The sequence below is a fragment of the Halobacillus sp. A1-3 genome (genome assembly GCF_050971765.1).
In the GTDB taxonomy this organism is placed as follows: domain Bacteria; phylum Bacillota; class Bacilli; order Bacillales; family Halobacillaceae; genus Halobacillus; species Halobacillus mangrovi_B.
Genome location: NZ_JBPCEO010000003.1, coordinates 212,061 through 232,474 on the forward strand (window position 1 = coordinate 212,061; position 20,414 = coordinate 232,474).

The 20,414-nt window shown below is 41.7% G+C and carries 20 protein-coding genes and 1 riboswitch; of the genes, 15 read left to right on the top strand and 5 right to left on the bottom strand.

Annotated elements, in window-relative coordinates; genetic code table 11:
- Positions 1-62 precede the first annotated feature (62 nt).
- A riboswitch (TPP riboswitch) is annotated at positions 63-173 on the bottom strand.
- A 146-nt stretch (positions 174-319) separates the two neighbouring features.
- Positions 320-1,264, top strand: coding sequence for an ATP-grasp domain-containing protein (locus ACRYKC_RS06490; protein ID WP_433805924.1), 945 nt, complete (start codon positions 320-322; stop codon positions 1,262-1,264).
- 553 nt (positions 1,265-1,817) lie between these two features.
- Here ACRYKC_RS06490 and ACRYKC_RS06495 read toward each other — a convergent pair.
- Complete coding sequence (locus ACRYKC_RS06495; RefSeq protein WP_433805925.1) at positions 1,818-2,876, bottom strand: NAD(P)/FAD-dependent oxidoreductase; 1,059 nt, start codon at positions 2,874-2,876, stop codon at positions 1,818-1,820.
- Positions 2,877-3,119: 243 nt separating this feature from the next.
- Here ACRYKC_RS06495 and ACRYKC_RS06500 point away from each other — a divergent pair, with 243 nt between their 5' ends.
- The 8 genes from ACRYKC_RS06500 to ACRYKC_RS06535 all read left to right on the top strand — a co-directional run bounded on the left by ACRYKC_RS06500 (position 3,120) and on the right by ACRYKC_RS06535 (position 8,997).
- Positions 3,120-3,542, top strand: coding sequence for a VC0807 family protein (locus tag ACRYKC_RS06500; RefSeq protein ID WP_433805926.1), 423 nt, complete (start codon positions 3,120-3,122; stop codon positions 3,540-3,542).
- 10 nt (positions 3,543-3,552) lie between these two features.
- Entirely contained in the window at positions 3,553-3,774 is a 222-nt protein-coding gene (locus ACRYKC_RS06505) for a hypothetical protein (RefSeq protein ID WP_433805927.1), read from the top strand.
- 16 nt (positions 3,775-3,790) lie between these two features.
- Positions 3,791-3,952, top strand: coding sequence for a hypothetical protein (locus tag ACRYKC_RS06510; RefSeq protein WP_433805928.1), 162 nt, complete (start codon positions 3,791-3,793; stop codon positions 3,950-3,952).
- Positions 3,953-3,981: 29 nt separating this feature from the next.
- Entirely contained in the window at positions 3,982-5,049 is a 1,068-nt protein-coding gene (locus ACRYKC_RS06515) for a C45 family autoproteolytic acyltransferase/hydrolase (protein ID WP_433805929.1), read from the top strand.
- 73 nt (positions 5,050-5,122) lie between these two features.
- A complete protein-coding gene (locus tag ACRYKC_RS06520) occupies positions 5,123-5,785 on the top strand; it encodes a Dph6-related ATP pyrophosphatase (RefSeq protein WP_433805930.1) in 663 nt (220 codons plus the stop codon).
- 161 nt (positions 5,786-5,946) lie between these two features.
- Positions 5,947-6,726, top strand: a complete 780-nt coding sequence (gene fabI, locus ACRYKC_RS06525) for an enoyl-ACP reductase FabI (protein ID WP_433805931.1) — start codon at positions 5,947-5,949, stop codon at positions 6,724-6,726.
- A 202-nt stretch (positions 6,727-6,928) separates the two neighbouring features.
- Positions 6,929-7,453: a GNAT family N-acetyltransferase gene (locus tag ACRYKC_RS06530; protein ID WP_433805932.1), complete on the top strand. Its 525-nt coding sequence runs from the start codon at positions 6,929-6,931 to the stop codon at positions 7,451-7,453.
- Between the two features lie 167 nt (positions 7,454-7,620).
- Positions 7,621-8,997 (top strand): Glu/Leu/Phe/Val family dehydrogenase, encoded by a 1,377-nt coding sequence (locus ACRYKC_RS06535; RefSeq protein WP_433805933.1) that lies wholly within the window; start codon positions 7,621-7,623, stop codon positions 8,995-8,997.
- Positions 8,998-9,185: 188 nt separating this feature from the next.
- On the opposite strand, the gene ppc is transcribed toward ACRYKC_RS06535, so the two are convergent.
- Complete coding sequence (gene ppc, locus ACRYKC_RS06540; protein ID WP_433805934.1) at positions 9,186-11,945, bottom strand: phosphoenolpyruvate carboxylase; 2,760 nt, start codon at positions 11,943-11,945, stop codon at positions 9,186-9,188.
- Between the two features lie 292 nt (positions 11,946-12,237).
- Between ppc and ACRYKC_RS06545 the strand changes: the two genes are divergently transcribed.
- Complete coding sequence (locus ACRYKC_RS06545; protein WP_433805935.1) at positions 12,238-13,110, top strand: SMP-30/gluconolactonase/LRE family protein; 873 nt, start codon at positions 12,238-12,240, stop codon at positions 13,108-13,110.
- A gap of 281 nt (positions 13,111-13,391) precedes the next feature.
- Here the strand turns inward: ACRYKC_RS06545 and ACRYKC_RS06550 are convergent, their stop codons facing one another.
- Together ACRYKC_RS06550 and ACRYKC_RS06555 are read right to left on the bottom strand one after the other, a co-directional pair.
- On the bottom strand, positions 13,392-14,429 hold the full coding sequence (locus ACRYKC_RS06550) for a hypothetical protein (protein WP_433805936.1): 1,038 nt from the start codon (positions 14,427-14,429) through the stop codon (positions 13,392-13,394).
- Positions 14,429-14,764 carry a PadR family transcriptional regulator gene (locus ACRYKC_RS06555; RefSeq protein WP_433805937.1) on the bottom strand — a complete coding sequence of 112 codons (336 nt, stop codon included), beginning with the start codon at positions 14,762-14,764 and terminating at the stop codon, positions 14,429-14,431. Before ACRYKC_RS06555 ends, ACRYKC_RS06550 begins: the two co-directional genes overlap by 1 nt.
- Before the next feature lie 236 nt (positions 14,765-15,000).
- Between ACRYKC_RS06555 and ACRYKC_RS06560 the strand changes: the two genes are divergently transcribed.
- The gene (locus ACRYKC_RS06560; protein ID WP_433805938.1) at positions 15,001-16,482 is read left to right on the top strand and encodes a Na+/H+ antiporter NhaC family protein; all 1,482 of its coding nucleotides are present in this window, start codon (positions 15,001-15,003) and stop codon (positions 16,480-16,482) included.
- Positions 16,483-16,521: 39 nt separating this feature from the next.
- Here the strand turns inward: ACRYKC_RS06560 and ACRYKC_RS06565 are convergent, their stop codons facing one another.
- Positions 16,522-17,010 carry a DinB family protein gene (locus ACRYKC_RS06565; protein WP_433805939.1) on the bottom strand — a complete coding sequence of 163 codons (489 nt, stop codon included), beginning with the start codon at positions 17,008-17,010 and terminating at the stop codon, positions 16,522-16,524.
- A 96-nt stretch (positions 17,011-17,106) separates the two neighbouring features.
- On the opposite strand from ACRYKC_RS06565, the gene ACRYKC_RS06570 reads away from it, so the two are divergent.
- The 4 genes from ACRYKC_RS06570 (at position 17,107) to ACRYKC_RS06585 (ending at position 20,318) form a co-directional block, all read left to right on the top strand.
- Positions 17,107-17,358, top strand: coding sequence for a DUF2651 family protein (locus tag ACRYKC_RS06570; RefSeq protein ID WP_433805940.1), 252 nt, complete (start codon positions 17,107-17,109; stop codon positions 17,356-17,358).
- Between the two features lie 166 nt (positions 17,359-17,524).
- Positions 17,525-18,037, top strand: a complete 513-nt coding sequence (locus ACRYKC_RS06575; protein WP_433805941.1) for an NADPH-dependent FMN reductase — start codon at positions 17,525-17,527, stop codon at positions 18,035-18,037.
- Between the two features lie 21 nt (positions 18,038-18,058).
- Positions 18,059-19,678 (top strand): GAF domain-containing sensor histidine kinase, encoded by a 1,620-nt coding sequence (locus tag ACRYKC_RS06580; RefSeq protein WP_433805942.1) that lies wholly within the window; start codon positions 18,059-18,061, stop codon positions 19,676-19,678.
- Positions 19,668-20,318, top strand: a complete 651-nt coding sequence (locus ACRYKC_RS06585) for a response regulator (protein WP_433805943.1) — start codon at positions 19,668-19,670, stop codon at positions 20,316-20,318. Before ACRYKC_RS06580 ends, ACRYKC_RS06585 begins: the two co-directional genes overlap by 11 nt.
- Positions 20,319-20,414 lie beyond the last annotated feature (96 nt).

Sequence of the window (20,414 nt, forward strand, 5' to 3'; positions counted from 1 at the left end):
TGGAATAGGGCATATAAAAAGCACCCTGTACCATACCCAGGGTGCATATCTATAACGATAATGAACTCGTTTCAGATGTTCCCTACGCTGGTATAAACCAGATCAGGTTCTAAGGGTCAGTATCAAAAAGGATACAATCTCAACCAGCTACACTGGTCCCCCTACATTAAACCTATGAAGTTGATGAACAAGTAGATTATAGTTTCACTTTGCCACAGTTTCATAGATTAATCAAGCACTATTAAAAGCTTATTCCTAGTATTTCAATAGGTTTTATGTGTTAGAATAGAAGAAACATCTGCGAAAAGGAGTCGGATCAATGAGCAAAATTTATGTACTTCACGAGAATGACGAATGGACCGGCCATTTGACTGAGCGATTAGAGGAGCTTGAACTGCCTTATGAGCTATGGCATCTGGATGAAGGAACGCTTGATTTAACGAGTGAACCTCCGGAAGGGGTCTTTTACAATCGAATAAGTGCTTCTTCACATACCCGGGATCATCGTTTTGCCCCTGAATTTACAGAGGCCGTCATAGCATGGCTTGAACGCCATGGAAGAACGGTGATTAACGGCAGTCGTGCGCTAAGGCTGGAAGTAAGTAAAGTAAATCAATATATGGCTTTGAATCAATCTGGAATTCAAACACCAAAAACCATCACAGCTGTTGGTAGAAATAATATTTTGAAAGCAGCAGACCAATTGAATTTGGATTCGTTTATAACAAAGCATAACCGCGCTGGAAAAGGGCAGGGGGTGCAATTGTTTCACTCGAAGAATGCCCTGAAGGAATATTTGGAAGGTCCGTCGTTCGAAGAGCCTGTTGATGGTATTACTTTGCTACAGCAGTATATTGAGGCGCCGGAACCTTTTATCATCCGTCATGAATTTGTCGGAGGGAAATTCGTTTACGGAGTGAAAGTTGATACATCTGAAGGCTTTGAATTATGCCCGGCAGATGCTTGCACAATAGAAGATCTCTACTGCCCGACCGATAGTGAAGCTGAAGAACCTAAGGCAAAGTTTGAAATCCTTGAAAACTATCGTCCAGAAATCATCGATCAATATGAAGCATTTTTGAAAGAAAATAACATCGATGTTGCCGCTATCGAAGCAATTCAGGATAAGGATGGAAACCTTTATTCTTATGATGTGAACACAAACACCAATTATAATTCAGACGCTGAAGCAAAAGCTGGAGTTTATGGAATGCTTGAGCTTGCGAAATATTTAGGAGAACAATTGAATCACGTTCATGCTTAATGGAAAACCTTTGTTAAATCTAAGTGTTGAAACGTCCTTCATTTCGCAAGCCTCCTGGTTCTGAAGAATTAGATTTCTTGGGCCCGTTACTCAATAAGGGAGATGAACAGGCTCCATTCAACACCAGCACGATTATTCAGTATCTAGTAGGGTTTAATAAAACGGAAGTAAGGGATTTCTATCAATCAGAGTTACCTGCAAATGAAAGTGAAAAAGTCTATCAAAAGGTTTTTGCAAGAATCCATTCAATCTGAAAATTAAGGTAAAGAAATCGATTATTACTCCCTTCCAGGGCGTTTTCGTTATTCTGAACACTCGCAAGGAGGTCTGGGAAATGGTGAGCCTCCTGTGGGATGATCATGACAGGGGAGACCCCGGAGAGCGCTAGCTCGAGGAGGCTCAGCGCATGCCCACGGAAAGCGAGCCATTTCCCGGACCTCCTACTTCCACCAATGGGAACGGAAACCATCCAATTCAAATTACTTAAAACCACTCAGGCAAAAACCTATCTAACAACGAAAAAAAGAAGTGCCTTCAAAAGGGCACTTCTTTTTTAGTGTCGCTTGCTTAACCAAAGCACACCCGATTTCGCCAAACGAGGCAGCATACCTGTCATCGGTTTTTGCATCATATTACCGAATCCGTCACTCTTACCAAGAGATCCAAGCGTTCCTTTCAATTTCAATTCGCTTGGACGTTCTGGTACACGGTTATGGAGGACGGCCGTTAAGACTTCGGCTATTTTTTCTCCTTGCTGGCCGGCTAACTGGGCGCTTGGGGAATGATCCGCTGAGGCACAGTCACCAACAACATACACATTTTGGCTGTGCGGAACCTGATAAAAGTCGTTGACGATGATTTTATCTTGGTTGTCTTTTTCAAAAGGGAGCTCTCGTACGAGGAAGTTTGGGCGGACACCAGCGGTCCAAACTGTAACATCGTTCATGTAGCAAATCCCGTTATTGCACACGCCGTCTTTTTCTACATATTCTACATTCGCTCCGTGGATGACTTCGACGTCATTTTCCTTAAACCATTTCTCCACGTACTTTTGGATCTTTGAGTCGAACGCTTTAAGGACTGTATCACCACGGTCAAGCAATCGGATATTCAAATCGGAGCGGCTTTCACGGACTTCAGAAGCGACTTCGATTCCGCTCAGGCCAGCGCCCACTACTGTTACATTTTTATATGCTCCAAGATTTCCGATCGAGTAACCTGCGCTACGAGCCTTTGCGAAGGTTTGGACACTTTCAGTAAACTCTCTTGCACCCTCGATGCCGTGGTAATTGTCTTCACAGCCAAGTCCAATTACGAGATAATCATAAGGAATGTTTTCAGTCAGGTTCTTGATGATTACCTGTTCGTTTTCTACATCAATTTTTTCAATTTCATCGAACACATAATCGACTTGATCATGCACTGGAAAATCTACCCGAGCATGCCTGTCTGATTCAGTTCCTGCTGCGATCGTATAGAACTCGGTCTTTAATGAATGATAGGGGTTGCGATCTACGACGGTTATATGTACATCTTTCGGAATGTTTTCGAGCAGTCCGTGCAAGATGTTCAAACCACCGTACCCGCCGCCAAGGATGACAACTCTTTTCATGATTTTCACACCACCTTATTCAAAATCCATCCATGCTGTTATATGGTCTGGTGTATATTCGTTTATCGAAAACGCTTACGGCTTCTTACATTTTTAAGACTACCAAAAAACGCTACAGAAAACTAGAAGGACTTCGCATTTCTTATCGTTTACGGTCAAATTTTATCAAAACAGAGACTTTTGAAACCACAGGACCTTCATCACGTATAGTTAACATAAAGACGGTAGAAGGAGGCAAATGTTTTGAAGCAAAGCAAGTTTATAGTACTTGATCTGATTTGTTATGTTGTCTTCCCTTTGGCTGTGTGGAACCTCTCAAGAGACTATATAGGGGATTATTATGCGATGCTTCTCTCCTCAATCCCTGGGATCATTTACACTGTTTTTCGTTTCATTGCCTTGAAAAAAGTGAACGTCTTTGGAATCTATATGATATCTACCCTCATTGCTGGCACTTTGATTGATGTATTGGCAGGGTCTGCTATCCAATTGCTTTGGAACAACGTGATCTATGCGTATGTATTAGCTTTACTATTCTTATTCACTATCGTCATCAAGAAGCCGATCGCACTTTATTTTGCTCTTGATTTCAGTGAATTGCAAGGGTATGACAGAGATTTCAGCCGCCGGTTATTTCATAAAAAGAAACTGTTCCATCTTTTTTAATTGGATCGTAGTGGCTTTTGCTATTCAGGATCTTTTGCTTGCTACAATCAAGTATTGGCTGATACTTGAATACGGAGTAGAGGCTTTTGATAAAGGGATTATTCTGCGTCAAATCATTAATTGGGGAATTACGTTTGTCATTATAGGCGGGTTTTTTTACATTGGAAAAATAATTAACGAAAATCCTGAGTTAATCAAAGAGGTTCAAGAAGATATAAAAAAGGATGCCTAGGGAGGAGAGGATGCACTTGGCACCTATTGGAGCGCTGATCTATTTAGCCTTTACTCTATTGATCGCACTCGTTATTCGCTGGATTCGTCTTATTAAAAAGAATACAGACAAACAAGTCGAACAAAATGAAGAGCTTTTAGCTTTATTGAAGGAAATGAAACATGATAAAGTAGATTAAATTATAAACAGCTGAGAAAGGAAATCTTCATGAAACATATACATAGCGACATTTTACAGTTTCGAGGGACGCACTATGATTTTGGATACTGGCAAGGAGAAAAGCTGCGGGATTGCTGGACAGTCAAAAATAGGGAAAAACAATGGAAGGTAAGAAAACCACGCTTCACTGTAGAAGAGAGTGAGGTAAAGGAAGCCATTACCCGCTTCGCTCCGGGAGTATGGGATGAATTACTTGGACTACGTGACGCATTGGAATGGCCGATGGAGAGGGTAATGATGGAATTCGGTGGCTACCGAATCGATTATAAGCGCTCGGGCTGTTCGATTATGACAGGGGATGGGTATTTTATTCGCAACTATGATTATATGCCGAAAACATATGAAGGCCGGTACTGTTTTTTTCAGCCGACTGACCAGGGGTATGCCATCATTGGTCCTACTCAGCGAATTACTGGCAGAATGGATGGTATGAATGAAAAGGGATTGGTCATGGGTTATAATTTCATGCACCGGAAGCGTCCTGGAGACGGATTTATCTGCTGTATGATTGGACGTCTGGTATTGGAGTCCTGCGCGAATGTGGAAGAAGCCGTGAAGATGTTGCAGGAAATCCCGCACCGGCACTCTTTTAGCTACACTGTATTCGATTCTACAAATCAAACCTTCGTCGTTGAAGCTTCTCCCAGAGGCGTAGAAGTAAGGGAAGCAAATGTTTGCACGAACCATTTTGAAATTATGAAAAAAGAAAACCGCAACCATCTGGTGGATTCGTTGAAGCGAATGGATGCCATCCAATCTAACCGATCTTCGTTAAAGACTGCCTATGATGCATTCCGTCTTATGAATGATACGGACGGTGGAGTATTTTCAAAACTATATAGCAGCTGGGCTGGAACAATACATACATCGGGATATTTACCGAAAGAAAAGAAAGCTTGGTTTGCGCTTGGAGGAGATCAAACCCCTGTAGAGTTTGATTTTAATAACTGGCTTCAGGGCGATGACCTGGCTCAAGCAAAAATCCATGGAGAGGTGGATACCGATCTTCCTTTTGTTCATATGGAAGACGGAGCCTACTGGACAGGAAAATTTTAAGAATCTCTGCTCTTAAGGGCAGAGAATTTTTTCTATGTTATTTTAGAAGTAAGTTAGAGAAAGGAGGCAAGGTATGAAACCAGTAATTGTTTCTTGGAGCGGAGGAAAAGATAGTGCTCTTACTTTGTATGAGGTGATGAATGATAAACGCTTTGAAGTGAAGGGGCTTTTCTCAACTTTCTCTGAACAGTCTTCTCGCTTGCCTATTCATGAGGTGAAGAGATCATTGATAAAAAAGCAAGCTGATTTGATCGGACTTCCATTGTATGAGATTGAAATGCCTGACAAAGCGACGAACGAACAATATGAAGAAAGACTAGGACAACAGTTTGAACAGTGGAAAATGCAGGGGATTCACACCATTGTTTATGCAGATTTGTTTCTTGATGACATTAGGAACTACCGTGACCGCCTGCTTGCTAAGTGCAATATGGAACCTTTATATCCTCTTTGGAAAAGAGATACAGAAAAAGTTGCAGAGAACTTTTTAAATCAAGGTTTTCAGTCAATTGTAACTACAATAGATGTGGAGAAAGTTTCTGAAACGCTTGTTGGGCTTCCATACGATAAAGAGTTCTTGAACCGGCTCCCAAAAGGAGTGGACCCTTGCGGGGAGAACGGCGAATTCCATACGTTTGTTTTTGATGGTCCTATATTTCAACAGCCGATTCGGGTCCAGGCTTCCAATCCTTTTTATACGATGAACGGCAGGTTCTGTCATATAGACTTGATGTAAGCTCGTTTGGTTTTGTTCCCTATAGAGGGCGTATTGTTCCGTAACTCAGAATTATTGTTCCTTAACTAGTATTTTCAAAAAAGACGGAGGATAGAGTGAACACATTTATGCTATACTAAGATTAGTACCAGGTACTAAACCAACTATCTCTGGAGGTTGACATGGAAGATTTATTGAAATTGAAAGATAAAAACATTGTTGTCATGGGGGTTGCCAATAAACGCAGCCTGGCATGGGGAGTGGCTAAGTCTCTTTATCAAGCAGGAGCAAATGTTATTTTTACATATAGAAAAGATCGTTCTTATTCAAAGTTGCAAAAACTCTTGGAAGAGAATAGCTTAGAAGCCAAAATGATTGTTCAGTGTGATGTAAACGCGGATGAAAGTATTCAGGAAGCATTTAAGAAGATTGGGGAAGAAGTAGACTGCATACACGGAGTCGTTCATTCCATTGCGTTTGCTCATGCGGAGGATCTGAAAGGAGATTTCGTTGAAACGTCAAGAGACGGATTTGCTTTTGCCCAGGATACAAGCGCGTATTCGCTTGTAGCGGTAGCCAAAGCAAGCCGGCCATTGATGAAGGAAGGTGGAGCATTAATTGCGATGAGTTACCTTGGAGCTGAGCGTGTTGTCGATGGATACAATGTCATGGGCGTAGCTAAAGCTTCCTTAGAAGCATCGGTACGCTATCTGGCCTCTGATCTAGGAAAAGATAATATTCGAGTGAACGCAATTTCTGCAGGTGCGGTTAGAACGCTTGCTGCGAAAGGCGTTCCATCTTTCAACGAAATTCTTAGTAAAATTGAAGAGACTGCGCCACTCAGAAAGAACGTGACGCAGGAAGAAGTCGGCGATATGACGATAGCGATGATGAGTCACCTTTCCCGTGGGGTGACAGGAGAGATCGTCTACGTCGATTCCGGTTACAATATTATGGGTTAACTCTTTCATAGTTGAATCTAACCAGTCCAGTTTTTAAATGATAAACTGGATTGGTTATTTTTTTACACATCTTTTCTGTGGTCAGTCTACAGACACCTAAGATAACCTCGCCTATAAAACACCAATCCAGTTGTTTAATAAAAGGAAATCAAAAGTCCACGTCGAATACTAATCTTACTTAAACTGCAGAGGGGAATTTGATATGGACTACCTGTCTTATAAGTTAGTTAAAGCCAATATTGAAATGATAGAAGAAATAAATAAAATCTATTTGAACTGCCGTGATGCCCTTTTGGAACAAGGAATTCTCCAATGGGATGAATTCTATCCAAACAAAGCATACTTCCATGAATGTATAGAAAATGAGTTCCTTAACGTTCTAATGGAAAATAATTCTATACTAGGCCATGTTGTCCTAAGCGAGTGGCAATCAGAGGAATGGAAAGTCATCAACTGGGAAAAGAAAAATCCGACGATCATCCACTCTTTAATGATTAACCCACTCGTACAAGGCAGGGGACTAGGTCCTGTATTAGTAAAGCTTTGTGAGGAATATGCCATGGATAATGGATATGACAGTGTCAGACTCGATGCCTTTTCTAATAACGCAAAGGTTTTATATCTATATAAAAAACTTGGATACCAGAAAAGAGGGAGTGTCTTTTTTAAATCAAAACCAATAGGTCATCAGGAATACATATGCTTCGAAAAGGGTTTGCAAATATAAAAACTGCTGAGTTCCTATATACTTTGCTCTAAATTTAAAAACAGTTCTAATCAGACAAGAAGCTGAATCCTCCAGAAAACGTTTCATCCACCAGATTTAGGGAAACATATTCCTAGATAAGGAGAAATGGCGCAGGACCAATAGAATAGAACGGAGGAATCGGAACTATGCAGAAGCAGCAAAACATTATCGAAGAATCTCTAAAAGCTCTTATGGAAGATGAATCCTTTTTACCTGATTTACAGGCACAGACCCGCGAACAGGCGTTCAAGTCACTTGTCGCATTGCTTTCGACACCTAACCACGTACATAAATCCTATTTAAGGATTACACTGGAAAACGGAACGATTGTGCGTATTCCTTCTTTCCGAGTCCAGCATAGTGATACAGTAGGACCTTACAAAGGCGGGGTTCGTTTTCATGAGTCGGTTAACGAAGGAGAAGTGTCGAACTTAGCTAAACTGATGACTTTGAAAAACGCGCTGCATGAACTCCCTTTTGGCGGAGGAAAAGGTGGCGTTGTTATTAATCCAAAAGAATATACGATTAAAGAACTCAACTTGATCTGTAAGAAATATGTCCAATATTTCGAAGACATTCTGGGACCTGATAAAGACATTCCCGCTCCCGATGTAGGCACAGGAGAAAGAGAAATGGACTGGATGATGGGGGAATATAAAAACACTCATCCGGGGCAGCCTTATCGGAACAGTTTCACAGGAAAAAGTATTGTTAACGGCGGCTCGTTAGGACGAAGAGAGGCAACAGGTAGAGGTGTTTATTACACTTTCCGCTATATGATGCACAATTATGTGAAAGAAAATAAAAAGTGGTTAAGTGAAACGGAAAATATATTCGCCAACACCGCGCTTGATCATTATGATAAGAAGCTGACTATGGCTGTTCAGGGATTTGGTAATCTTGGTTCAGTAGCTGCTTCGGAAGCATATAAATGTGACTATTTGCAGAATAAGATCGTGGCTGTCAGTGATCATAACGTTATGTTATACAATGAGGACGGTTTAGACATTCCAGCATTAGTGAAATTCAGCAAAGAAAATGACGGCGATTTACCAACGAATGAAGAACAGCTTCAACATCATGAAATCAAAGCGGAAATACGAGAGCGTGACGACCTGCTTACCTTAAACGTTGATGTTCTCCTTTTAGCAGCCTTAGAAGATCAGATTCACGAGGACAACATGGAGGATATACAAGCAAGAATCATTATCGAAGGGGCCAATGGACCGATTACTGAAGGTGCGGACAAATACCTTGCTGATAAAGGAGTTTTAATCGTCCCTGACATTTTAGCCAATGCCGGCGGTGTTATCGTATCGTATTATGAATGGATTCAAGGAAGAGAAGCGCAGTTTATGACAGAAGATGAAGTCTACCAGCGTTTATTCGATAGAATGAAGAACACGATGGATACAATTCTCCCACAATTTTTCGGGGACCCGTTTCCTTTGAGGCAAAATAGCTATATCCACGCTGTGATGAAGCTTTCTACTATTATGTATCGACAAGGAAAACTTTACTAATCATAACCTCAGTCCAGTGTTTGGGCTGGGGTTATTAAATTTAGTTTTTTGTTATATGCTGCAGATCAGCTACTTCTAAGGTTTCGTTGTTGCCCAAGTGTGTAAAAGGTAGTCAGGTATGCCCATAGAAGGAATAAGGAAAACAAAAAAACTGTTGGCATCTGAGCCAACAGTTTTTTATATTAGAATCAACCTGTGTTACGAAGACCAGCTGCAATCCCACTGATGGTCAGCAGCACTTCTTTAAGAATGTCATCATTGATATCTTCATTTTGACGCAGCTCTTTAATCAACTCCACTTGTAAGAAGTTCAGCGGATCAACGTATGGATTACGAAGTCGCACCGAATCTTTGATGGTTGGCTGGTGATCCAATAATTCCTGATCTCCGGAGATCTGCAACAGCACTTCCTTCGTGCGATCGTACTCCTCAACAATTGTATTGAAAATGCGTTCGCCGACTTCCTGATCATTCACAAGTGCTGTATATTCTTTCGCAGTTTGAATATCAGCTTTCGTTAAGGCCATCTGCAAGTTGTTGATGGTTGTGCGGAAGAATGGCCAGCTCTCATACATTTGTTTCAGCTGAGCTAGATGCTCATCACTTTGAGAAGCGTAGTGTGATAAACCTGCTCCTGAAGCATACCAGGCTGGAATCAGCTGGCGGTTTTGTGTCCAAGCGAAAACCCATGGAATTGCGCGAAGGTTTTCAAACTTAGAGCTGTCTTTCCGCTTCATTGGTCGGGACCCAATGTTCAATTCACTGATTTCCTGCAGAGGCGTCGCTTCATTGAAGTATGTTAGGAAGTCTTTGTCTCCGAATACAAGAGACTGGTATTCCTTAAGAGAAACTTCTGAGATTTCTTCCATTGCTTTTTCCCATGCTTCTTCCCGGTGGTGGCCTTGTTCAGATTCTTGAGAGACATTTGCAGCTCCTTCCAATAGTGTGGAAGCGGCTTGTTCAAGGCTGCGGTACGCAATGTCTGTAAGCATGTACCTGGAAGATAATACTTCTCCTTGTTCTGTTATTTTGACACTGTCACCAAGAGTTTCGACCGGCTGTGAGAGAAGACTGCGATTTAGCGGGCCTCCGCCACGTCCTAGTGAGCCGCCTCGGCCGTGGAAGAATTTAAGACCTACATTGTAATCACGTGCCATGTCATGGATTTCCTGCTGAGCTTTGTATAAGCGCCAGTTGGCAGTGAGCGTCCCGCCGTCTTTACTTCCATCTGAATACCCAAGCATGATTTCCTGGTGATTGTCATGTTGAGCTAAATGTTTATTGTAAACACCCATTTCAAACAGAGTTTTCAAGATTTCAGGTCCTGCAACAAGGTCGTCGACGGTCTCAAGCAATGGAGCTACATTGATATTGCTTTCCACTGTGCCATCTGTATGAAGACGATAAATACCTGCCTCTTTAGCAAGGACAAGAACCTCAAGCATGTCACTCGCCGATTCAGTCATGCTGATCAAGTATACCTCGATCGAGCGTCTTCCGAATTCAATATGTGCCTCGCGGATCATTTGGAAGACTTTCAGCATTTCCTGAGTTGATTCAGAATAATCCTCATTCAACAATGAAATAGGACGTGGATCTTTTAAAACGTCTTGAAGGACCTTCAGTTTTTCACTTTCTTCAAGAGAACTGTAGTCCTCAACGATACCGACTTTTTTCAGAAGTTCGGCAATGGCTGATTCATGTTCACCACTATGGTTTCGAATATCTAGTGTAGCTAAATGGAATCCGAACAGTTCTACTTGTCGAACTAATTTGCGTAATTTTTTCAACTCGCCTTTTCCTGGCTGGTGAGTAATGGCGCTTTCCTGAATCTGTTTTAAGTCTTCCAGTAACTCATCAGCATACTGGTAACCTGTTTCTGATTTTCCGACCTGGCGCAGCCGTTCTAAGATGATTGCAAATTTGCGGCGGTAAATTTCTTTTTCCGCACGCCACTTTTTGTCTTTTGTAAGCAGGGGTTCTTGCTCTTGGACAGATCGAACTAGCTTCTCAGATACTTCTACTTGTGATGTAGAGTGGCTGAATCGCTTCATCAGTTCAACGATGACTCCTTCGTATTTTTTCAAAACAAGCTCACGCTGCTTTTGAAGGGTTTTCCAAGTTACCTCTGGGGTAACATTTGGATTTCCGTCGCGGTCACCGCCAATCCAGGAACCAAAACGCAGGAAGTTCGGCACCGACCAATCTTCCTCAGGATAAGCTTCTTCCAAGCGCGTTTCCAGCTCCTGATGAATATCCGGCAGAACTTCAAATAGCGTTTCGTCGAAATAATAAAGTCCGTTACGTACTTCATCCATAACCGTTGGTTTTCGCTCGCGAAGCTCATCGGTCTGCCAAAGAACGGTCACCTCATTTTGAAGGCTTTCTAGCAAGCTCTCTTTTTCATGCTTCGTCAATTGCGGATGATCCAGCTGTTTCAGAATCGTAGCAATTCGCTTTTGGATCTCAAGTACGGTACGCTTTGTTGCTTCTGTGGGGTGAGCTGTAATAATCAGCTCTAAAGATAGATGATTTAATACATCTTGAATGACTTCTTTAGAGAAATTATTTTCTTTAAGGTTTTGTACAGCACTATCGAGTGAGAAGGGCTGTACACCGTGGTCTTCTCTAAGTTGATATTCGCGGCGTCTGCGAATACGGTGGTTTTGTTCAGCGATATTGACGAGGTGAAAATAGATAGAAAACGCGCGAATCACTTGGGCGCGCATCGGTGGTTCGAGGCTATGGATCTCTTCTTTTAGTTGGTCGTATGTTTTTTGAGTAGGGTTGTTCCTCAGATCTTTAGTAAGTGTTCGGATTGTTTCTACTTTATTTAGGAGTTCATCACCGCCATGATGAACGAGAATGTTTCCTAACATCTTACCAAGGGAACTGATGTCCTGGCGTAATGGAGTAGTATGATCGTTTGTTCTACTTTGAGTAGTCACACTGTCACCTTCCTGTAATTGTTTATTTATGATGGACAAAAGTCTTCACCATGTTTTCATAATGTTATCAGAATAATGTGTATAGTCAAATATTTAGCTAAGCCCTGACATCACTGTATTCCCTCCATGTTTAATTATAAACTCAGCACTCATAACATTGTAAGCGCTATCTTTAAAAGTGCGAAATTTCCATAAATTTTTATTTAAGAATGAGTTACAAAACAATGGAATAGCGGGAATAAGAGGAAATAAATGTTAGGATATATATAAACCTGACCTAGGAGGATGAAACATGTCTGTAGAACTCATCGTAGATTCAAAATCATTGTTAGGGGAAGGTCCCAGTTGGGATCGTGAGAAAGAAATCCTTTACTGGGTGGACATCTTACAAAAGCAGATCCACCGTTATGACCCTGTACAGCATGAGAACACAACCATCGAGATAGGACAAATCCCTGGAGCGATTGCACCGAGAGATAATGGAGAAGTCGTGCTTGCGCTTGAGAACGGGTTTTATTTTTATAATTGGATGTCAGATGAAATGGATCCAATTGACAACCCCGAAGAACATTTGCCTCACAACCGTTTTAATGACGGGAAGTGTGATCCAGCCGGGAGGTTTTGGGCAGGGACGATGGATAAGGAAGAACAGCAGCGAAGCGGAACCCTATATTGCCTTGATGATGACTTATCTGTTAAGGAAAAGATCACAGGGGTAGGTATTTCAAACGGGATCGCCTGGTCGCCTGATCATACGAAGATGTATTATATTGATACACCTGAAAACCAAGTATTTCGGTATAACTATGATAAAGAAACAGGAAAAATCAGCGATTCTGTTTCGGTTATTTCTTTTGAAAAAGAAATGGGTGCGCCTGATGGGATGACGATCGATGAAGAAGGTATGCTGTGGATCGCTCACTTTGGCGGAGCGAGAGTTTCCAGATGGAACCCTACTTCTGGTGAGAAAATAGAGGAAATCCCTGTCCCAGCTCTCAACGTCACATGCTGTGTGTTTGGCGGAAAAGATATGAATGAATTATTCATTACAACAGCAAGAAAAGGCATGAGTGAAGAGAAATTGCAGGAATATCCTCAAGCAGGTGGGCTTTTTAAAGTGAAAACTAAAGTCCGAGGCTGTGAATCCTATCCATTTATGGGATAGGAGAGAATAGATTAAGGGCTGGGACGAAAGTGTTTTAGCCATTCTAATATCCGAACGATGGGAAGTTTCATGATAAGATTTCCCATCGTTCGGATTTTTTATGGTTATAGAGAAATATCGCCATTTCCTGTCATTATTTCGCTCAGCGAGGGCTCAACAGCCCGCGAAAAACGGAGTGTATTTCCGAAGTCGTTATTTCAGAGAAATTAATTACTTCTAATATTCGTTTGTCTTTAAATTGGACACTTTTTAATAATTTCCCAGTTAGGAAAAGAGATGGGTTATGGCTTGCTCATATCAAGTTTCTTATTCAAATCAATTCCTTTATTTGCTTTTCTGAACCCTTCAAATGAATCAATACCTGTAATGACAAGGAAGGTGAGAATAAGCGTTAATTTTGCCCATTGGAGGATTCGCTCAGTGTGGTTGTTTAAGTTTTCAGACATGAAGGCCATAGCGTCCGTACTAAATAATGCATTGTTTGTAACCATCAAGCAAAGTACCCCCACGAACAGCAGGTTGGATAGAAGGTTGGCGACAGCCAGTTTATTCGTCCACTGACGAGTTAACCATTTGGATATCGATAAAGTGATTTCTACTCCCAGTAACAATACGACAATGGGCCAATAAGAGAGTAATACATCTTCATTGAAAAGCGGTATTGTCTGCCTTATTCCTTCTTGATCATTAAACATATAGATGGCAATTAAATGGCTTGCTTTGAAATAGACGGTAGCCCAAATGGCAGTCCATAGTAAACCGAAAAATATTTCCCATCTGGAGATGGCCTGCTTCTTTGGGATGACGGCAGTCACCTTCAATTGTTCTGGGATCCATTTCTTTCCAAAAGGTGTTTCAGGAAGTTTGTCAGACGAGACGGTTCTTTCTATGACAATAAAAGTGATTGTAATCCAAAAAAAGGTTTGTATAGCCACTTCAATGGCGGCACTGATCGCTTTACCGGAAATCGTTAGTAGAGTTCCGATGAGGTTTTCCTGGCCATCATAACTGACGATTTCTGCCGCAATTAAAGAGATGAGTGCAACCGTGAGTGCAATGGGTAAAGTGATTTTCAAAACTGAAAGGTAGGACTCATAAAAGGGACCACCAATTAAGTGGGATGGACTGTCTTTATAACGGCTGGCAAGTGTGGCCGGATTTCCGAGAGTTTCTAACACTTGTTTCACATCTTTTTCATTGTATCCATCATCGGGAAGCATATCATGGATCGTTGATTTTAACTCAAGTGCGATATCATCTTGTATTTTCTCCGGCAGCCTGCGAGTAACTTCATAAACATAAAGGTTAATCAGATCCATCATTTTTTCTCTCCTCTTAGTAAGTTATGAAGCTCTTTTGAAGTTTTTTCCCACTCTACCTTCAACTGCACAAAAATTTCCTTTCCATATTCACTCAGCACGTAATACTTTCTAGGACGGCTTTCTGTCGTATCCCATGTACTTGTTACCAATTCTTGTTTTTCAAGACGGCGCAATAAGGGATATAAGGTGCTCTGATCAATCACGAGTCCCGAGGCTTCTAGACGCTGCACTAAAGAATATCCGTACTGAGGGGAATCTAATTGGCTTAAAACAGCTAACGTCAGGGCTCCTCGTCGCATTTCTGTAATCAACGAGTTTAATAATTTACCCAACCCCTCACCTCCATAGATCTTATACTGTATATTATACAGTAATAGGTGTCATATACCTATAGAAATTTGTTTTTTATATTCAGGGGACTAAGTGGGATACTAACCTATAATTCATAATGCTAATACCACTTTTTTACTTTAAATTATGAAAAAATTCGCAGTTTATTTGAAAGCGATTACAATGATAAAGTAGTAATGTTAAAATAGTGTAGCAATTTGTCGAAGGAGGTAGTTTTATGGCACATCATGAGAACAACGAAGTCATTGATGAAGCATTAGGGGAAAAATCGGTTCAGCGTCTGGAATTCAGAGGCGGTGTTTTTGCAGCTACGATACCTTTAGTGTTCTTCATTATTTGGGCTATCACATTGAGTGTGACAGAACTTGTAACCGAAGAATCACTCGTGCTTGGAATGGTGATCGGTGTCGCGCTCGGCCTGTTTTTCTGTAAATCAAAATGGGCTGATTATGCCCAGAGTTTAATATCCGGTATGGCGCAGCCGGTAGGTGTCGTGGCCGTTATCGCCTGGTTTTGGGCGGGAATGTTTGCGAAACTTTTATCAGCAGGCGGGCTAGTTGACGGATTAATCTGGGTTGGATTTCAAACAGGACTTGAAGGAGGAGCCTTTGTAGGTATTACTTTCCTTCTTTCAGCGTTATTTGCCACAGCTGTAGGAACTGGGTATGGTACGGTAGCTACGTTCGGTATCCTTATGTATCCGGCAGGAGTAATTTTAGGAGCTGATCCAGTCATCTTGTTAGCAGCCATCTTAAGTGGTGCAGTATTCGGTGATAACCTTGCGCCTGTATCAGATACAACGATTGTTTCTGCAACGACGCAAGAAGCGGATGTCCCAGGCGTTGTACGTTCAAGATTCAAATATTCGATTGCCGCTGCCATTCCGGCTTTGCTCTTATTTGTTATTTTTGGGGGCGGCGGAGACGAAGGAAGCCGTGAAGTTATTACTCAGTTGCAAAATCAAGTCTCGCCAAACGGATTGCTCATGCTAGCTCCATTTGCCCTAGTCTTATACTTGGCTTTAAGCGGACATCACTTGCTTACATCCTTGTCATGGGGAATTGTTGTATCCATCGTGTTCATTATCCTGACGGGAACTTCTTTAACGGAAGTTATCCACATTTATCAAAATGACGCAGGTGAAGCGGTAATCGAGGGAGCCTTGATGAATGGAATTGGGGGCTATTTTAATATGGCAATCCTTATTCTGTTTATTTTAGCAGCGGCGCACCTGCTGGAAGTTGCAGGTACGATGGAAGTTATTAAGAACTTCTTTTTACGTATTATAAAGAATGTGGTCAGACGTGCAGAGCTTTCCATGTTCGGAATCGTAGCCTTTTTAAATATCTTTATTACAATTAATACAGCAGCGGAGATTGCAGCCGCACCGTTCGTAAGAAAACTAGGAACGGAGATGAAGATCCACCCGTATCGAAGAGCTAACTTTCTTGATACCGTGACATCTTCGCTTGGTTATATTTTCCCTTGGAGTGGGGGTGTGCTTCTCGCATGGGCGACCGTCCAGGGAGCTGCGGAAGAATATGAATTCCTGCCAGTTATCAGTCCGACAGAAGTGTTCCCTTTTGTCTTTCAAGGTTGGGGTCTTCTGATCGTTATGTTCATTGCAGCATGGACAGGCTGGGGGCTTCGTTACTCAGGCAAAAATGGAGAAGAAGTCAAACCAAAGGATCATAAGTAATCGAAAAACCCTTGAGCATCAGAGGCTCAAGGGTTTTCTTTATTGATTCAGTTGTGCTTTGACTTCTTTCATTTGGTCCAAGTGCCGAATTTCATGCCACCCGATAAATTCAATCCATTGGGCAAGGTTCATCTCACCAAATGCGGGATGAGGGAAGACACGGTTCTTTAATGTCTCTGTATCTTTGTTATGTATAAGAAACAGAGTGGCTTCTCGTGTTTTCTTCAGACCTTCTTTCGCATCCTCAAGATTCTTAAATTGACCTTTTGGCTGGACAGATTCAGGGGCCTCCACTTTGTATTTCCTGTTTGTAGTTTGGTGAATCGGCTTATCAGAAGTTTGCTGCTGATCTCCTCTCTTAAGAGCCTGTTCAATTTGATGGACAATAAGCTGCTCCATTAAAAATAAATGTTCAAGCACCTCTAAAATCGACCAACGATCCTCGGAAGGTTTTTTCTTTGCCTCATCAAGTGAAATCTCTTCAACAAAGCTTAAAACATGATCTCTTTTTTCATCTAATCCGTACATAGAATCATCCTTTCTGCTTGGTAGCAAGTTTCCATATATTTGAATGCTACCATATTTCGGTGTAATATTACACTAAAATGACTTGGAGGGTAAGAAATGGGTGGTTTTATTCAGCTCGTCCTCTTTGTATTTCCTGCTGCATCGATCGTTTTAGGGTTTTTAGGGTTTTTTGTATTCAAGAACGTATGGATGATGCCGTTGTTGGTTGCTCTTGTATCTATTACCCTGATGTTTACCGTTTTTAACACGACTTTTTTTATGTGGGTATGGATTTATACAATTCTCACTTTCAGTTCGGGGCTGGCAGCAAAAGTAATACGCCTTGGGTTAAATCGTCGAGAGGAATGAAACCTTGTATTAAATTTAACACGAGAAAAACCTGGTCTGTTCTAGGCATAAATATTAGACTAAAGTTGTAGAAGACTCAGACTATTTTACGATTTCTCGAACCCCTCCTACTACCGATGAATGAAGACTGTTTTTCACATAGTGTATTAGAAAAGGAGGTCTTCTCATGAACATCGTGGTTATAAGCGGGACACCGAGAAGAACAGGGAGAACTAGAATTGCGGCACGACTTGTTGCAGAACAACTAGGAGCAGACCTGATCGACTTAAGTGAACTTCACTTACCTTTATTCAATGGAGAAAAGGAACAGGATGAATTGCCAGAAGTACAGCATTTACGCCAAAAAGCCGAATGGGCAGAGGCATTTGTGTGGCTGTCTCCTGAATATCATAATGGTATGAGTGCATCATTGAAAAACGCGTTAGAATTCCTAAACGGTGATACATTCAGACACAAGCCAACGTTATTGCTTGCGGTCGCTGGCGGCGGGAAAGGCGGCATCAATGCTCTTAATCAGATGCGAACTGTGGCAAGAGGTCTGTATGCATTGGTTATCCCGGAACAATTTGTTTTTGACCCTGAATGTTTTATAGATAGTGGTCGCCTTACTGAGGAATCGTATGAGCAAATAAGCGGGACTTTAAGTGAATTTAATCGTTATTTATTTGTTAAAAGCTAGGATCGGTGAAGAGGTGAAGGAATGTCTTACGAAAACGACCAGGAAATGAATACGTTAAAAATAATAGCGGAAACGTTAAATCGTTCCAATGACCTTGAGCAGATGCTACAAACGGTATTAGAGAAGCTCTTGGAACTCACTAAACTTGAGACCGGATGGATATTTCTTGTTGGTGACAAACCTCATTACAGGTTTGTGGCCGACGTCCGGTTACCACCTGCGTTAACCTGGGAAGGGAAAAAGCCGATGTGTACGGGAAGCTGTTCTTGCTTAAACAGGTATTGGAAGGGAGATTTGGTGGACCCGATTAATATTATTGAATGCAAGCGACTGGATGACGCTTTGCAGTATGACTGGGGAGAAACGAAAGGAATTACCCACCATGCGACTGTTCCTCTGGCAGCAGGAGAGGAGCGGTTTGGAATCTTAAATGTTGCCTCCCCTGGAAAAGAGCATTTTACCAAAGAAGAATTGACTTTGCTGCAATCAGTTGCTTATCAAATTGGTACCGCAGTAAAACGGACGAGGCTTTTTCACGCTCAGCAAAAGCGTGCAGAAAGTTTTGCGAATTTAAATGAAGTGACAAGGCTTATTTGGAAGGCATCCACAATAACTTCTCTTACCGATGTAGTGGTACAAAAAAGTAAGGAAAAATTCCCGTGGTCGAATATCGGTTTTTATACAAAAGATGGAAGTGGATTGCAGTTAAGATCATCGAGCTCTTATCTTTTTCCAAACCCGCTGCCTGATCATATCCCTTTAGAAGAAGTAAACGAAATAACTTCTTGTTTCCAACAGCAAAAACCGCTTTTGACAAACCTCCATTCACATATCATTGAAGGGTATTCATCCATCGCTGCCCCCATTACCATGAAGGATGAACATATTGGAGTTCTATTTGCAGCCACTTCTGATCCAGAAGCGCTAAGCGAAAGCGATTTGGAAGTGCTGCAAGCGTTGACAGCACATATTTCACTGGCTTTTGAAAGTATCCGTTTACAGGAACAGCGGGGAGAAATTCTGCTTTATGAAGAACGGAAACGTCTAGCAAGGGATCTTCATGATTCTGTTAACCAAAAGTTGTTTTCTCTTTCTTTGCTTGCTCGGGGTGCGAGAGAAGTTATCTCAAAGGATTTCCCATCCCTTACAGAGCCCTTAGAAGAAATGCTCTCCTTATCCCAAGGATCGCTCAAAGAGATGAGATCTTTAATTTGGCAGCTTCGTCCTGTGGGTGTAGAGGAGGGGCTGGTAACGGCTATTCATAAATACGCCGAACATCTAGGTCTAACCGTGAATTTTGATGTGTCAGATGTGCCCGACTTCCCGCGTACCATTGAAGAAGCTCTATGGAGAATAGCCCAAGAGTCTCTAAATAACGTTAGCAAGCATGCAAATGTCCAATTCGTGAACGTGACATTGCAGGAAGATGAAAATGGGGTGACGATGATCATCAGAGATACAGGAAAAGGTTTTGAGCGTCTATCTCGTGAGACCGGAAAGCGTTCCTTAGGACTAACAAGCATGAAAGAGCGGGCAGAGTTAATCGGAGGATCGTTACAGGTGGAGAGCAGGTCTGGGGGAGGAACACGAGTAAAGGTGATTTTGCCTTGGAACAAAAAGGAGAATGTTCATGAAGATTAAAGTGTTGTTGGTCGATGACCATCTTGTCGTATTAAGGGGCTTGCGTTTCTTCTTAAATACCCAGCCTGACATTGACATCGTCGGGGAAGCTGAAAACGGGCAGGAAGCTTTGAAGCTTGCAGAGGTACTTCAGCCAGATGTTATACTCATGGACTTGATGATGCCTGAAATGGATGGAGTAGAAGCGACTAGAAGGCTGAAGGAAGATCATCCAGAAATTAAGGTAGTTGTCTTAACCAGTTATTCCGACCAGGATCACGTCATCCCTGCTCTTCAAGCGGGAGCTGTCGGCTATCAATTGAAAGACATTGAGCCAGATGATCTAGTAAAGACAATTCGTATGGCAAAAGAAGGACAACAGCAGCTCCATCCTAAAGCCACATCCCTACTGTTAACACAAATGACAGGTGAGAAAGAGAAACAATCCGACTCCCCGTCCGTGTTCAAGCTTACAAAAAGGGAAAAAGAAGTCCTTTACCAAATTACATTAGGGAAAAGCAATAAAGAAATTTCTGCTGATCTCTACATATCGGAAAAAACAGTCAAAACACACGTAAGCAGTATTCTGAGTAAACTCGGTTTACACGATAGGACGCAGGCGGCCATTTATGCTATGAAAAATAACATGTTTCAGTCGTAGCTATTTTAGGTCTTTTTCCTAGCATTTTCTTTTTATTAAGTGAATACAATAAGGGAAAGAAAGCTGAATGTGCAAAATTGGAATTTTTTTTAGCAT

Excerpts from the sequence above, each read along its gene's own strand:
- ACRYKC_RS06495 (WP_433805925.1), bottom strand. The coding sequence starts at position 2,876 with ATGAAAAGAGTTGTCATCCTTGGCGGCGGGTACGGTGGTTTGAACATC.
- ACRYKC_RS06570 (WP_433805940.1), top strand. The coding sequence starts at position 17,107 with ATGGGTGGTTTTATTCAGCTCGTCCTCTTTGTATTTCCTGCTGCATCG.
- ACRYKC_RS06580 (WP_433805942.1), top strand. The coding sequence starts at position 18,059 with ATGTCTTACGAAAACGACCAGGAAATGAATACGTTAAAAATAATAGCG.
- ACRYKC_RS06515 (WP_433805929.1), top strand. The coding sequence starts at position 3,982 with ATGAAACATATACATAGCGACATTTTACAGTTTCGAGGGACGCACTAT.
- ACRYKC_RS06530 (WP_433805932.1), top strand. The coding sequence starts at position 6,929 with ATGGACTACCTGTCTTATAAGTTAGTTAAAGCCAATATTGAAATGATA.
- ACRYKC_RS06490 (WP_433805924.1), top strand. The coding sequence starts at position 320 with ATGAGCAAAATTTATGTACTTCACGAGAATGACGAATGGACCGGCCAT.
- ACRYKC_RS06560 (WP_433805938.1), top strand. The coding sequence starts at position 15,001 with ATGGCACATCATGAGAACAACGAAGTCATTGATGAAGCATTAGGGGAA.
- ACRYKC_RS06585 (WP_433805943.1), top strand. The coding sequence starts at position 19,668 with ATGAAGATTAAAGTGTTGTTGGTCGATGACCATCTTGTCGTATTAAGG.
- ACRYKC_RS06575 (WP_433805941.1), top strand. The coding sequence starts at position 17,525 with ATGAACATCGTGGTTATAAGCGGGACACCGAGAAGAACAGGGAGAACT.
- ACRYKC_RS06545 (WP_433805935.1), top strand. The coding sequence starts at position 12,238 with ATGTCTGTAGAACTCATCGTAGATTCAAAATCATTGTTAGGGGAAGGT.
- ACRYKC_RS06520 (WP_433805930.1), top strand. The coding sequence starts at position 5,123 with ATGAAACCAGTAATTGTTTCTTGGAGCGGAGGAAAAGATAGTGCTCTT.
- ACRYKC_RS06565 (WP_433805939.1), bottom strand. The coding sequence starts at position 17,010 with ATGTACGGATTAGATGAAAAAAGAGATCATGTTTTAAGCTTTGTTGAA.
- ACRYKC_RS06550 (WP_433805936.1), bottom strand. The coding sequence starts at position 14,429 with ATGGATCTGATTAACCTTTATGTTTATGAAGTTACTCGCAGGCTGCCG.
- fabI (WP_433805931.1), top strand. The coding sequence starts at position 5,947 with ATGGAAGATTTATTGAAATTGAAAGATAAAAACATTGTTGTCATGGGG.
- ACRYKC_RS06535 (WP_433805933.1), top strand. The coding sequence starts at position 7,621 with ATGCAGAAGCAGCAAAACATTATCGAAGAATCTCTAAAAGCTCTTATG.